This window comes from Paenibacillus sp. DRB1-1 (genome assembly GCF_052119485.1).
In the GTDB taxonomy this organism is placed as follows: Bacteria; Bacillota; Bacilli; order Paenibacillales; family Paenibacillaceae; genus Paenibacillus; species Paenibacillus polymyxa_B.
On sequence record NZ_JBODQH010000001.1, the window covers coordinates 511,845 to 525,946 of the forward strand.

14 protein-coding genes and 1 other annotated feature (1 of these 15 only partly in view) are annotated in these 14,102 nt (G+C 46.8%); of the genes, 6 read left to right on the forward strand and 8 right to left on the reverse strand.

Annotation, left to right across the window (positions count from 1 at the left end):
• Window positions 1–48: a binding site (T-box leader), on the forward strand; it begins 191 nt to the left of the window's first position.
• A 44-nt stretch (window positions 49–92) separates the two neighbouring features.
• Window positions 93–1,277 carry an aminotransferase class I/II-fold pyridoxal phosphate-dependent enzyme gene (locus tag ACQW03_RS02240; RefSeq protein WP_076292580.1) on the forward strand — a complete coding sequence of 395 codons (1,185 nt, stop codon included), beginning with the start codon at window positions 93–95 and terminating at the stop codon, window positions 1,275–1,277.
• Window positions 1,278–1,453: 176 nt separating this feature from the next.
• Here ACQW03_RS02240 and ACQW03_RS02245 read toward each other — a convergent pair whose 3' ends face one another.
• Genes ACQW03_RS02245 through ACQW03_RS02260 form a run of 4 tightly spaced genes read right to left on the reverse strand, consistent with a single transcriptional unit; the run spans window position 1,454 to window position 3,659 of the window.
• Entirely contained in the window at window positions 1,454–2,014 is a 561-nt protein-coding gene (locus ACQW03_RS02245; protein WP_076292579.1) for a GrpB family protein, read from the reverse strand.
• 35 nt (window positions 2,015–2,049) lie between these two features.
• Complete coding sequence (locus ACQW03_RS02250; protein WP_071640302.1) at window positions 2,050–2,625, reverse strand: O-acetyl-ADP-ribose deacetylase; 576 nt, start codon at window positions 2,623–2,625, stop codon at window positions 2,050–2,052.
• A gap of 32 nt (window positions 2,626–2,657) precedes the next feature.
• Window positions 2,658–3,050: a hypothetical protein gene (locus ACQW03_RS02255; protein ID WP_076292578.1), complete on the reverse strand. Its 393-nt coding sequence runs from the start codon at window positions 3,048–3,050 to the stop codon at window positions 2,658–2,660.
• A gap of 21 nt (window positions 3,051–3,071) precedes the next feature.
• Window positions 3,072–3,659, reverse strand: coding sequence for a TetR/AcrR family transcriptional regulator (locus ACQW03_RS02260; RefSeq protein ID WP_071640298.1), 588 nt, complete (start codon window positions 3,657–3,659; stop codon window positions 3,072–3,074).
• 194 nt (window positions 3,660–3,853) lie between these two features.
• Here ACQW03_RS02260 and ACQW03_RS02265 point away from each other — a divergent pair, with 194 nt between their 5' ends.
• Entirely contained in the window at window positions 3,854–5,089 is a 1,236-nt protein-coding gene (locus ACQW03_RS02265) for an MFS transporter (protein WP_441948079.1), read from the forward strand.
• Window positions 5,090–5,175: 86 nt separating this feature from the next.
• Here the strand turns inward: ACQW03_RS02265 and ACQW03_RS02270 are convergent, their stop codons facing one another.
• The 4 genes from ACQW03_RS02270 to fabF form a co-directional block, all read right to left on the reverse strand.
• On the reverse strand, window positions 5,176–5,916 hold the full coding sequence (locus ACQW03_RS02270) for a zinc ribbon domain-containing protein (RefSeq protein ID WP_441948081.1): 741 nt from the start codon (window positions 5,914–5,916) through the stop codon (window positions 5,176–5,178).
• A 94-nt stretch (window positions 5,917–6,010) separates the two neighbouring features.
• A complete protein-coding gene (locus ACQW03_RS02275; RefSeq protein WP_220031083.1) occupies window positions 6,011–6,967 on the reverse strand; it encodes a helix-turn-helix transcriptional regulator in 957 nt (318 codons plus the stop codon).
• A gap of 20 nt (window positions 6,968–6,987) precedes the next feature.
• Entirely contained in the window at window positions 6,988–7,494 is a 507-nt protein-coding gene (locus tag ACQW03_RS02280) for a GNAT family N-acetyltransferase (RefSeq protein WP_071640294.1), read from the reverse strand.
• Window positions 7,495–7,634: 140 nt separating this feature from the next.
• Window positions 7,635–8,873 carry a beta-ketoacyl-ACP synthase II gene (gene fabF, locus ACQW03_RS02285; protein WP_023988058.1) on the reverse strand — a complete coding sequence of 413 codons (1,239 nt, stop codon included), beginning with the start codon at window positions 8,871–8,873 and terminating at the stop codon, window positions 7,635–7,637.
• Window positions 8,874–9,036: 163 nt separating this feature from the next.
• Here fabF and ACQW03_RS02290 point away from each other — a divergent pair, with 163 nt between their 5' ends.
• From ACQW03_RS02290 to ACQW03_RS02305, 4 genes are all read left to right on the forward strand, one after another.
• Entirely contained in the window at window positions 9,037–9,876 is an 840-nt protein-coding gene (locus ACQW03_RS02290; protein ID WP_071640293.1) for a helix-turn-helix transcriptional regulator, read from the forward strand.
• 135 nt (window positions 9,877–10,011) lie between these two features.
• On the forward strand, window positions 10,012–11,826 hold the full coding sequence (locus ACQW03_RS02295) for a DEAD/DEAH box helicase (RefSeq protein ID WP_220031081.1): 1,815 nt from the start codon (window positions 10,012–10,014) through the stop codon (window positions 11,824–11,826).
• Between the two features lies 1 nt (window position 11,827).
• Window positions 11,828–12,778 (forward strand): YqhG family protein, encoded by a 951-nt coding sequence (locus tag ACQW03_RS02300; protein ID WP_071640289.1) that lies wholly within the window; start codon window positions 11,828–11,830, stop codon window positions 12,776–12,778.
• A gap of 58 nt (window positions 12,779–12,836) precedes the next feature.
• Window positions 12,837–14,093, forward strand: coding sequence for a hypothetical protein (locus ACQW03_RS02305; protein WP_258383057.1), 1,257 nt, complete (start codon window positions 12,837–12,839; stop codon window positions 14,091–14,093).
• The last annotated feature ends 9 nt before the right edge of the window (window positions 14,094–14,102 follow it).

A 14,102-nucleotide genomic window follows, 5' to 3' on the forward strand; every position in this document is an offset into this window, starting at 1 on the left:
TATGGAATGAAACTAGGGTGGTAACACGGGTATAAACTCGTCCCTTTTACAGGGGCGGGTTTTTTTTGTTTTTCAAAAAGGAGGAAATCATCATGACAAATGTATCGACAGCAGTATCAATAACCGATTTTTTGACTCCAGCTGTACGGGAAATGCCACCTTCAGGCATCCGTAAGTTTTTCGAATATAGTACAGGCAGAAAAGATATTGTATCGCTTGGTGTCGGTGAACCTGACTTTGTAACCCCTCAACATGTCAGAAAGGCCTGTATCACAGCACTGGAAAATGGTAAAACATCATACACACCGAATGCTGGTCTTCCCGAGCTTCGTGAGGAGATTGCCGGATATCTGGAGAGCAGCTTCAGCACACCCTACAACCCGACAGATGAAATCATGGTTACCATTGGCAGCAGTGAAGCACTGGATTTGGCACTACGTGCCCTGATCACCGCAAACGATGAAATACTCATTCCAGCTCCATGTTATATTTCGTATTCGCCCATCACGTTTCTGAACGGAGGACATACCGTAACGGTTGAAACCTCTGCGGATCAGCAGTTCAAGCTGACAGCTGAGGCACTCCAAGCCAAGCTGACTCCACGATCCAAAGTACTTATTCTCTGTTATCCCAATAATCCGACGGGTGGGGTGATGACCTATGAGGATTGGCTACCGATTGCCCGCCTGGTTGAGGAGCATAATCTTGTCGTCATATCAGACGAAATTTATGCTGAATTGACCTATGGACAGAAGCATGTAAGCTTCGCTGCTCTGCCGGGAATGAAAGAGCGCACCCTGCTCATCAGCGGCTTTTCCAAAGCATTTGCGATGACAGGTTGGAGGGTCGGCTACGTGTGCGGCCCAAGAGAGTTGATTTCAGCTATGCTGAAGATTCATCAATATACCGCCATGTGCGCTCCTATTATCGGGCAAATTGCCGCAATTGAATCCCTGCGTAACGGGCTGGAGGAAAAAGATCGTATGATGGAATCCTACAATCTGCGTAGAAAATGGTTCGTGGAAGGCCTATGTCAGACAGGACTGCCATGTCACGAACCAAACGGTGCCTTCTATGCTTTTCCCTCCATTATGCACACAGGGTTAAGCTCAGAGCAGTTTGCCAAGCGGTTGCTGGACGAAGAAGGAGTCATCACTGTACCCGGTTCCGCATTTGGCCCAGGCGGCGAGGGCTTTATCCGTTGCTCGTATGCATCATCACGAGAACAGTTGGAATTGGCTTTGGAACGCATCAGCGCATTCCTGAAACGTCTATAAATACGATCTTTCCTATCATGAAATGAACATGAGTACTGGATGAAAGTTACTTTAGCAGCTTCTGAATAAGCTCTTTCTGGTGTGCTGGCAAGCCTTCCGGCCATTCCCCTACACGGCAATAACAAATGTCGGAGATTTCGGCGCTTGGTCGGAAAGTACCCGGGAGTCCGGTCGTCCTAATCTTTAGGATGTCCGGTATTCAGAACGTTTTGCACAAAATCAGTCTTGGCCTCCGTGTATGCTTCACGATCATGCTGATTTTCCATCGCCAGCCGTCTTTTTAATACATCATATTGCTGAATCAGCTCAGGCTGTTCACGAAGTCGATTCCGAAACAATAGCTGCTGATCCCAATGCTCATCAGATTTCAGCATGAGATGCAGATGTCCCTTTCTTTGATCCTGTTCCACTTTAACCAAAAATCTTCTCCATTCCCGATCGTCCAATTCTGGTGGAACATAGTTCCAGCCTGCTGGTTGTAAAGCAGATACGATCTGTTCCAGTTGATCCCAAGATTCTAATTTTGCCATAATGTCAATAATGGGCTTAGCGGAAAGATTGGGAATTGCTGTACTTCCTATATGTTCGATTTCCGTCACCTTAAACGGCAGTAATAACTCGCGCAACTGGTGAATGATCTTTAAGCCCTGCTCTGACCAGGCAGGATCAGGATTCACTATTTTTACAGGCTCCGTAGCCCACACCGGCCAATGTTCCTGGTTTTGCTCCTCATGCATTCATGATCCCCCCTAATTTCCACGCATGTATTCTCTCATTCAACTATATCTTTTTGAATATTCTTAACACCATCTTGTAACTTACGGCTGTATAACTGAGCATTTTCCGCATCAAAACAAACAAAAATAATTTCATTCAAAGCTGCATGTTCACGTACAAAACGTGTCACTTCCTGTATAGCAATATCCGCCGCCTTTTCTTTCGGGAAACGGTAGATGCCTGTGCTGATATTCGGAAAGGCGATGCTTCGTGCATTCAGTTCTAAAGCTAATTGGAGTGCATTATGGTAGCATTTAGCCAATAGCTCCTCTTCCCGATGTTCGCCACCATTCCACACAGGGCCGACGGTATGAATAACATATTGGGCATCCAGCTTGCCAGCTGTTGTATAGACCGCGCCTCCTACGGGACATCCACCCTGCTTGTTTCTGATACTTACACAATCTTCTAAGATAGCCGGACCGCCAGCCCTATGAATCGCGCCATCTACGCCACCGCCACCCAGCAAGCTTGTATTTGCTGCATTGACAATAATGTCCGCCTTACAACGGGTAATATCCCCTTGCATCACACGTATTTTCACGTTTAATAGTTCAATTTGGGTATTCATTGATCCTGCTCCTCTTCTAAAAATAAACTCGTTTATATAGTCATCTTATAATCTCCACAGGCAATTTCTACAATATCGTCATAGGTTTTCAGCATGAGGTGCTTTAGATTTTTCCCCCGTGCGCTTGCTATTGTAGCCAATAACGGCGTATCTATAAGCTCATCAAAGCTGCTGCCCTGCATATATTCCCGATCAGACAGGTGCAAAGCGACGTCCAGTTCAATCATGTTGAAGTAGTAGACTTCTGTGAATATTAGTTCGTAGGGTACAAAACCATCTGTTGCTTCCGTTGCCAGCCCCCCATTAATCTCTCCCTTCAAAACTAGCTCCTTCTTCGAATAATTCATATGCACATGGTCCAAATAGATCGCATCTCGTCCATACAATGCTCCAATCGGGGTTTGAACGGCCTTTATCTGTGGCATCCCTGCTTCTTCCCTTCATCTCTATTTCCCATCCAGTAATATAAGTAAAGTTGCAACCGCCTGATCTACAAAAGAGCGCGCTGGACGTGATTTCATCATCACGGTAATCCCGATTAACAAAGAGACCATCGTATGGGCCAGAGCTCGTGCGTCCATGCTAGCCTCCAGCTCTCCTGATCGTATACCACGCTCAAGGGTTTCCTGAAAGACGGCAGAAAGATACATCTGATGTTCTCTGGTTAAAATTTCAAATTTCTCATCATGAGGGGCTAGTTCTACCATCGTATTAATACAAAAGCATCCCTTATTAGACCCATTCTCGTACTCTTCTGCCACGATTCCTCCAAAAAAATTGTAAAACGCTTCTTTTACAGAAGAATTGCTTTGTAGTCTAGAGCGTACATAAGCAGCGTGGGATTGCGTATATTTGCGCAGCGCAGCTTCGAATAATTGCTTCTTGTCTCCAAAAGCAGCGTAAATGCTAGGGCGCTGAATTCCCATTTTGGAGGTTAAATCGCTTAAAGATGTAGCCTCGAATCCTTTTTCCCAAAAAATTTGCATCGCTGCATTCAACGCTTGATCTTCATCAAATTCCCGTGGTCGAACCATAAGCAGCTCCTTCTTTTCATATCGTTCAGTATATTAAGATTGTATGATCAGGAAAAGAAACTGTCAAATATGTACTGATAAACTCTTGACATTATATATATGCACGAGTTATATTGACCTAAATTCATTACATACCAATCGGTATATTATACTCAACGGTATGTAAATTACAGAAAGCGACGTGGTATGTGAAAATGAAGACGTCAGAAGAAAAAGCGGCACTCCTCCCTCATCAAACGGTAGCAAATGCTGCCGAAACAGCCCCCATTCCCTCCTTGTCCCGATCTGTGGCACTCTTGTTTGCCATAGCCTGCGGGCTGGCTGTCGCTAACATTTACTATGCACAGCCATTGCTGGATGCGCTGGCAAACGAATTTGGCATTACGCACTCATCGGTAGGCATGGTCATTACCATCACGCAAATTTGTTATGCGTTGGGATTATTGCTGCTCGTCCCGCTTGGCGATCTTTTGAATCGACGGCGACTGATTACAGGGCAAATGCTGCTATCCGTGCTGGCACTAATCGTGGTTAGCTTTGCTCCTACCCGTACAATACTGCTTATGGGAATGGCAATGGTTGGACTGCTGGCTGTAGTCACTCAAACACTCGTGGCTTTCGCCTCTACCTTGGCTAATCCGACTGAACGTGGGCGTATCGTAGGTCTGGTGACCAGTGGAGTCGTTATCGGCATTCTGCTGGCACGAACCGTGGCCGGTGTATTAACTGATCTGGCAGGCTGGCGTTCAGTTTACCTTGTTTCTGCTATACTTACGCTGTTTATGGCTGTAGCTCTGTTGCGAGTGTTGCCAAAGAACGAACCCACAAGTGTGACACTTTCCTATCCGCAACTGCTCCGCTCGGTTATCGTACTGTTCGTGCAAGAACGAATTCTGCGCATTCGTGCTGTCCTTGCGCTGCTCATTTTTACGGCGTTCAGTATATTGTGGACTTCGCTTGTGTTACCTCTCAGTGCCCCGCCTCTATCTCTTTCACATACAGCCATCGGAGCCTTTGGCCTAGCTGGAGTCGCCGGGGCATTAGCAGCAGCACGAGCAGGCCGTCTTGCCGATCAGGACTTGGGACAACGGACGACAGGTATCGCACTAGTTGTATTGCTGCTATCCTGGTTACCTATCCGCTACACCGAGCATTCTCTGTTCGCTTTAGTTCTTGGCGTAATACTTTTGGATTTGGCCGTACAGGCTGTACATGTCACCAACCAAAGCATGATTTTCAATGTTCGCCCTGAGGCACGGAGCCGACTTACTGCAGGCTACATGATATTTTATTCCATCGGTAGCGCCACAGGGGCCATTGCTTCCACTCATATGTACATCTATGCCGGATGGAACGGGGTGTGTCTATTAGGAGCTGGTGTCAGTGCTCTGGCTCTCATCTTTTGGGCTTTAACACGACGTTCAACTTGATGGGGAGACTGCTATTGATTGAATCAGAAAAAACCGCTTGGTCCACAATAATGGCCAGGCGGTTCTCTTCTGTCACTATATAATCATCACTTGATTGCAATATAAATCAAAACAGGTTCATCTGGACTGCCATACACTTCAAAATCACCTGTGTATGTCCGCTCCCCTTGTCCCATGGCAGCCCACTCCCAAATCGTCTGCCATACACGGAAGACAGAAGAGGGTTCCTGAGTTGCCTGAAAAATGGCATAGCGTGCAGCCGGAATGACAAGTTCTTCAAGATCGTCAGGAGTCTGGAAATCTACAGCCCCTTCCTTCCCGATAAAAAATGTATACTCGCCCAATGCCCCATTTTCATAGTCAGTATAGCAACCATAGACAGAAGCATGTCCTGCTTTTTCCTTTATCCGACCAGGCACGTCCTCACTCCAAAAACGTTCCCACATGTTTGGAATGATACCGTGAGATGTTTGTTCATTCTGATTACTTGTACGTGCTTTCAAACCAATCAAACGGATCTCACCTCGATATTCTTCCCGAATGGGTCCATCCAATGTAAGCCCCGTATCCTCTGAGGACCGCCATCGTTTCAAAAACGGCAGGTAATTACGCAGCATCGAAGTCGCTTCTTCTTCCTGCATCCCCTTCTCTACCAGGAAAGGCACAGACTGCTGAATCATTCCCTCCATAGTCAATTCAGGCTGTACAAATTCGCCTTCCTTGTAACAATACTTGCAATACTCATCCGTTTTATGATGTTGTGCATCCGTTCCATATTGGTCCTCATGCTCCAACGGCATCCCGCAACTTTGACAAGCTTTATCCATCCTCGTAAATCCCCTTTCGCTAATTGATATCAGGTATGCCACCAGTATAACGAAACAAACCTGACAACTATGGGTCAGGTTTGTTTTATTTAATCTAAGATAATTCCCGAACTTCTTCATAATTAGACGCAATACGCAACGCCATCTTATGAATCTTGTCTCGTAAATGAGCTGGCTCCTTGACAACCACATCCGGCCCCAGGCTTAAAATAAATCCGTACGCCCATGCATCCTCGGGAAACGGGACCGAAACCGTATAGATCCCTTCCTCCTGCTCGGTCAATGCTTCTACGCCAAACCAGTCCTCCGCCAAATGCCTTGAGTTACGGTTAAATTGTAGCGTAAATGGTTGTACGGCTCTGGATGCCTCCATCCGTCCCTCATTCCACGGTAGCACTTCATAAGAAAGATCCCTGCGAGCAAAAACAGTCTCTGTAACCACAAGGTCACTCATGCGGGAGAGTTTGAATAGACGAAACTGCTCCCTATCGGGACAATACGCATATACAAACCATTGTTGTCCTTTCAGAACGAGCGTATGCGGTTCAACATTTCGTTCCGTTATGGCTCCTTCTGCATTTCGATAGGTAAAAGCGAGAGTACGCGCTTGGCTCATTGCTTCTTTCACCTTTTTCAATTTGCCTTCCTGTGCAGCTTGATTTCCCCATCCCGAATGATCGACGATAAACTGTGTGGTTCGGACACTAAATCGCTCTTTCCCGGACTCCGGTATAATACTTTCAAATTTATGAAGTAACCGCGACACATTTGGGCCGCCCAACGACGAGGACAAACTCTGCAGCCCCATCACAATGTCCTTGACATCGTTATCCGTCAGCATACTGCGATCCAGGCGGTATCCTTCCATCAGACCGATTCCCCCATTGGCTCCCTGATAAGTCACCACCGGAATACCTGCCATACTAATCGCTTCAATATCTCTATAGATCGTCCGGATCGAAACCTCATATAAATCAGCCAGTTCCTTTGCTTGTACTCTATTTTTCTTTAGCAGCAAAATGACGATAGAAAGTAATCGGTCAATTTTCATTTTTTCAAAACCTTTCACCCTTAGTAAAAATAAGCCATGAGTTCCTCATTATATTCCTGTCCGTGATATTCTAAAGCATTCTTTTCTATACCATAGGTTTCAAATCCCAACTTCCTATACAGCTTAACAGCAGCTTGATTGGTAGTTACCACACTTAGGTTAATTTGCTTCAAACCTTCCAATTTTCTACCTTGGCTGATGACTTCCAATAAAAGTTTTTTAGCGATCCCCTGACCTCGGTAAGTCGATGGTACATAAACTCCCCAAATCGTTCCTTTATGCTGCGTTTTTATTTTTTGCTCTCTTCTAAATCCAGTCATACCAGCCAGCTGATGATCCTTTGTAAATGCGCCAAGTATGTAATGATCTCGTTTATTTTGTATCTGCTTCACCACATCAGATAATGGAACTTGTGCAGCTTCCTCATAGGAGGTTCCAAAAGCTTCAGGGTTCATTTGCAGGGCTTCCAGTCTCAAATTCCAATACGTTTCAGCGTCTGCTGGTTGTATGTTCCTGATTAAAATCATGGTTTCCCGTCCCTCCAAATGTTTTCCTTCATCTTACTCTATCTCTTCTCTAAAATGAATCTGTTATTCTTCGATTAAAATAACCTCAGGTGCTCTATCCAGCCGGATAGAATGCCTGAGGTTTCAATAACTTCTTACAATTATGACTCGTAGCGCTTCAGCACAATCACCGCATTATGACCACCGAAGCCGAAAGAATTAGATAGCCCAATATTTAGTGGAACCTTTCGCGCTTCATGAGGCACATAATCCAGATCGCAAGCAGGGTCTGGATTATCCAGATGCATGGTTGGCGGAATGATACCTTCTCGCAGGCTTTGCACAAGTGCAATCGCTTCAACACCGCCCGCAGCCCCCAGCATATGACCCAGCATGGACTTATTCGCAGTAACCGGAATCTGATAGGCATAATCACCAAAAAGCTTGTGGATTGCAAGGGTCTCAGCGACATCCCCGACAGACGTACTCGTCGCGTGGGCGCTAATCACGTCCACTTCTTCAGGGGAGATGTGAGCCGAACGCAGGGCCGCTTTCATCGCCAAGTAAGCTCCGGTTCCTTCGGGATGCGGTGCAACCATGTGATAAGCATCCGAACTGGCTCCATAACCGATGACCTCACCATAGATTTCCGCACCACGTCGGATAGCGTGTTCCAGTGACTCCAGTACCAGAATACCTGCACCTTCACTCATGACAAAGCCGTCCCGATTCTGATCAAAAGGTCGACTTGCTATAGAAGGCTCCTCGTTACGTGTGGATAAGGCAGTCGCATTAGCGAAACTCGCCAAGGCCAATCTAGTCACCGCCGCTTCAGCCCCACCGGCAAAAATGACATCCGCATCTCCTGTACGAATCGTCCGAAACGCCTCTCCAATTGCTGTATTCCCAATAGAGCAAGCCGTCACGGGTGAAAGCGTAGGTCCCATCGCTCCAAACGCGATACTAATTTGAGCAGCAGCCATATTCGATATCATCATAGGTACCAGCGTTGGGCTAACTCTACCCGGTCCACGATGTAGCAGCACATCTACATTGTCCACCAACGTATCCAAACCGCCGACTCCCGATCCCACATAAACACCGACACGCTCCAAATCGGTGTGATCCAGTTCCAGACCGGAATCCTTGAGCGCTTGCTCTGCCGCATATAATGCAAACTGAGTAAACCGATCCATTCGTCTAGCATCTTTACGTCCCCATTGCTTTTCTGCATCAAAATCCTGTACCAGTCCAGCAATTTGTGCTTTCAAATCGGACACATCGAATGTATCAATTTTACGTATACCTGAATTGCCTTCCAGCAAATTCTTCCACAACGTGTCCACTTCATTACCCAGTGGGGAAACGACACCCATACCTGTTATCACTACTCTTTGCATAAGCTATTCATTCCTCCTGCTCGGTGACTTACTTATAATCCTCATTTTAACCTTGTCTTATCCTATTACAAGTGTTTGTTTATCCTGGTATAATGAACACTACTATAGTAAACGCATTATTTGCTCACTTCGGATATACCCATTGAATGGAGAGAAAATACCTATGAAAACGGAAGCACGTCTGGAAGCACTATCTGTTTTTCTAAAAACAAAAAGAGCCCATCTACACCCACATATGGTCGGTCTCCCCCAAGGATCACGTCGCAGAACACCAGGCTTGCGCAGAGAAGAAGTCGCTCAACTGGCAGGTGTCAGTACGACCTGGTATACCTGGCTGGAGCAAGGACGAGATATTAAGGTGTCCGCCTCTGTGTTGGATGCTATTGCTGCCGCACTGCAGTTGAACACAGACGAGCGCAAATATTTGTATGATTTGGCGATCGAGGCCGGGTCTCACAGCCTTCCTGCTCCTGAAGAGCAAGCCGTCATTTCCCCCTCTCTGCAAAAGATCGTACAAGAGCTACACTACTGCCCTGCTATTATTTCAGATCGGCGCTGTCATATTGTCGGCTGGAACGCCGCTGCTGCTCATGTTTTTATGGATTTTGCCGAGCTACCCCATGAGCAACGCAATATGATTGAACTGCTATTCACCAAAAAGGAGTTTAAAAGTCTAGCCGTGAATTGGGAACACTTTGTAAAGGGATTCCTTGCTATTTTCCGCGCTTATTACGGGCAATACGTGACAGACCCCTGGTACGCACAATTTATACAAAATATGAGCCAGGCCTACCCAGAGTTTAACGAGCTTTGGAATCAGAGCGAAGTAAGCTCCGCACCGGAGGTGCTCATTGAATTTCGACATGCCAAGGCTGGCAAAATGCTATTTGACCTGACTTCTCTTCAGGTACAAGGCAGTGTTGATCTCCGTTGTAGCATTTACACCCCCAATGCGCAAACCTCTACGGAAAGTAAACTCCAAAAGTTAATGGAAGGCAGCTAAAGGATTTCATCCCTCCTGTTATGAAGATATCTTTTTCCGTCCATACTACATCTACGATCTGTGCTAAATAGATGCCACATATGTGACAGAACCAAGAGCTTCAACTGTGCTACTACCAGGAGGGAGGGAATCATCATGAAAGCCAAATCGACAAGTTCCCCGCATATACACAATCAAGCGCCACTGCCTGTTCCGGTGCAATTTGATCGAAGCTGGCAGGATGAGCTGGAGCAACGCCTACGCAAAGGTGGCCCTTGGGGAGATTGGAATCTGTATCAGCTGGCCATTGAGGCTGAAAAAGCCAAGCTGGTGCCGAACTTCGATGAGCTTCAATGTCTACAGCATTTGCAAGACCTCACTCCACTACCCCATCAGCTGGATACCGCTCGGAAGGTACTGTTTCAAATGTCCGGACGTGCCATTCTTGCCGATGAAGTCGGCCTAGGCAAAACGATCGAAGCTGGAATGATCCTAAAAGAATATCTGGTTCGCGGGCTGGCTTCCAAAGTGCTTATTCTTGTACCCGCATCCCTGGTCCTACAATGGGTGCGTGAGCTGAACAGCAAATTCGGTATTCCCGCTGTCGCCCAGAAGAAAGCGTATTCTTGGTCTTCCGAGGTCGTCGTGGCCTCTATGGATACCGCCAAGCGGGAGCCCCATAGTAACATCCTGCTAGATACCGATTATGACCTGCTCATTATAGACGAGGCTCATAAGCTGAAAAATAAAAAGACATCCAACTACCAGTTTATTATGAAGCTGCGTAAAAAATATTGTTTGCTCCTGACAGCAACACCTGTACAAAACGATCTGTCTGAGCTGTTTAACCTGATTACACTGCTCAAGCCCGGTCAATTGGGAAGACATGGCGATTTTTCAGCCAACTTTGTTGTAGATAAACGTCTGCCTAAAAATGAAGATCAGCTCAAGGATGAGCTGTCTAAAGTCATGATCCGTAATCGTCGCGGAGAAGGCCCGGTTCAATTCACCAAACGAAATGTTTCTAACATTCACTTGGAACTTTCGCCGGAAGAGCAAGCGCTGTACGATGGGGTGACCTCTTTTGTCAAAGAGCAATACCAGGCGAATGGTGGAAATTTAAGTAGCATGCTGTCTCTCGTCACCCTTCAACGGGAAGTGTGCAGCAGCCGGGACGCTGTGTTCGTGACGCTGGTCAATTTATCCAAAAAGATGGCCCCAGACTCTCCTCTACGCGATCGTGTCTGGGATTTGGTTGCACACATTAAAGCGATCAAGGCCAATTCCAAAGCAGAAAAAGCGCTTGAGCTTATCCGTCAGATGAACGAAAAAGTGATCATTTTTACAGAATACCGAGCCACACAGGAGTATTTGCTGAACTATTTCCGTGACCGTGGCCTATCTGCTGTTCCTTACCGAGGCGGTATGAACCGTGGACGCAAGGATTGGATGATGGATCTGTTCCGTGGGCGCATTCAGGTCATGATTGCAACTGAAGCGGGTGGTGAAGGCATTAACCTGCAATTTTGTCACCATATGATTAACTTCGATTTACCGTGGAATCCCATGCGCGTGGAGCAGCGGATCGGACGGGTACATCGACTTGGACAGACGCATGATGTTAATATTTTTAACTTGTCCACAACTGGAACGATTGAGGAGCATATCCTGCATCTGCTGCATGAAAAGATAAATATGTTTGAGATGGTCATTGGCGGATTGGACGTTATTCTGGAGAAGTTTGAGAAGAAAGAATCGATTGAAAAAAGTTTGTATAAAATTATGCTTGAATCCAGTAGCGATGATGAAATTCGCAAAAAAATGCAAAATCTGGGTCACTCGCTGGATTCCATCAAACAGGAAATGGAACAACTGCGCACAGACCAGCCAAACACCGAGGATGTATTAGGCTTAGCAGGCAATACGGTTTCTCCAGGCAAAGCTCGACGCAGTGTGAAGGGAGGGCGCTAGTTTGACCATGAATGCACAGCAAGTCCAACGCTTTGTCCACACCTATCTGGAAGCTACCGGATGTAGTGTCATCGAGAGGTCGCCCCACCATGTAACCGTTAAGCTTTCTCCAGAAGCGGATAAAGCCTTAACAAACCGCCCCTACTATTGGGGATACGTAGAGCGTACTGGCGTTCCAGCGCAGACGATGTCCTTCACTTTCATCTTTGATAGGGAAGCCTATCGCACAGAACAGGAACGTTTAGCGGATCATACGCCACCAACTCCAGCATCAGGCAACGCAGCACAAGATCAGGTCATGGGGCGTTACTTCGGTCATGTACCAACGTTACCACAATTAGGACCTGGACGTATTTTGCAGGAGGAGCTTCGATATGGAAGCCGTCGGCTGCATCAAATTTTTGAAGCCGCACGGGATGGAGGGAAATATGTTTATTTATTTGAGCAGCCTGATGCCCGTCAGCTGTCTGCCCGCTCTCCCGTAGTCTATGAAGCTTGGCTCAGCATTTGCTATAAGATTGAATTCGCCTGCGATTTGAAGCGTGAGGAACTTCAGTGGCTAGGTATTTCGCTCAAAAGCGGCACTATTGTAACCGATTTTGGCGCCATGCTCGAAACCCGGCAGCTCAGCCCGCTGCTGGCGGGCAATATGCATGTACAGCCTGCCAAGCTATCTGTCCCTGAAGCTTCTACCTCGCTTGAAAGCTACCTCACTGAACAACTCCGTCAGCAAGATTATGGTTGGGCTGAGCAGGCGAAGGAACGATTGCGCGAGGAATTGGAGGTTATTGACCATTACTACGATGATCTAATCAAAGAGCAGAAAGAGGAAGAGGATAAAAAAGAAGCCATTTCAGAGCAGCATCAAGCCCGCCGTAAAGAAATGGTATGGCAATATGAGCCAAAGGTACTCGTATCCGCCATTAACTGCGGGATATTTCATCTGCGGTAACCGATATCTCTCGCTCCTTCGCAGGAAAGTTGCAGAGGTATCGTCAGCTTGTAACATCTTGCTTCAGCCTACATCAGTTTCCGCTGCTGTAGCCACAAGTTTGGTTAAACATGTCTCCTATGTATCGACAGCAAAAAACGAACCTGGATACGACATTTACGCCGACAAGGTGCAGCAGTCTTTTTATCGGACAGGCTGTATGCTGGATAAAAAAGAATGCCTCCGTCGGGCAATCAAGCCGACAGAAAGGTGGATTACATTGAATAAGAGTCATTCCGGGCACTATAGCATAGGTATGATCGCAGCTGTTCTGATCGGCCTGTCCACAGTCTGTCCGTTCACTTCCATTCATGCGGCTCCCTCAGTCGCACAAGGCAACAATTTAAACTCGGTGTCTCTCTACAACGAAAGCTCGTGGGTTCCTCCATTGAACTCCACGAGTCCTGTTACCCCTTCCCCGGGTGACGTTTCAGCAAGTTTTCCTACTGAGGAGCAAGGCGTGCCCGCAGACGTAAAACAGACTGCGGACAACACGGTACAATCCCTATCGTCGCAGCCCCCTTTTGCCTCGTGGAAAGATGCTGAGCTTAGCTATCATCCGCTCGGACCTGGAACCCATAGTTGGCTTGTTCAAGTAAACCGTGCGGGAGAATACATCGGCTACCTGATTATCGGATCAGACTCCAATGGCGCATTTCAACTCAACGAATACGGGAATGGTCCGGGCGGGCCTTATAGTATGGCTGTACTTCGTCAATCCCTGGTGTCGCTCACAGATACTGATCTTTCATCTATCGACAAGCTGCAAATCACACCTATGTATGAGGAACCGTTACTAGCCTACTGGCTGGTGCGTTCCTCTACAGGCAGCGAAATATGTATTGATGCTGTAACTGGCGATCCGTTACCTGTAGAAGTGGCAGATGGGAGTTGGAAACATAAGCTTCAGAACAACGCATTCTCTTCATCTGTACCCTTTTTGAAAACACAGGCGCAAGCGGTTACAGTCTCGTCTGCTCCTTTTGATCCCTATGACGATCTGGGTTGGCTTCAACCCAAGCAAAAACTTACTGTCCGTAACACAGCTCAATTTATGGATACACTGAGCATTTCACCGCGTATTATATTTTCTGCCACAGGTATCAATTTTGCCTTTGGAGGGCCCTTATCCATTAGTGGGTATCAGTCTTGGATATCCCCAGATCAGCCGTCCCAACCCATTTTATATGCGTTATCCCACCACAATGGACTTTCCCGTTTTGTACCACTAAAACAGTTGTTGTCAGCTGGTGAATTTTATCGTTTGGACTCTTAGTTATTAAGA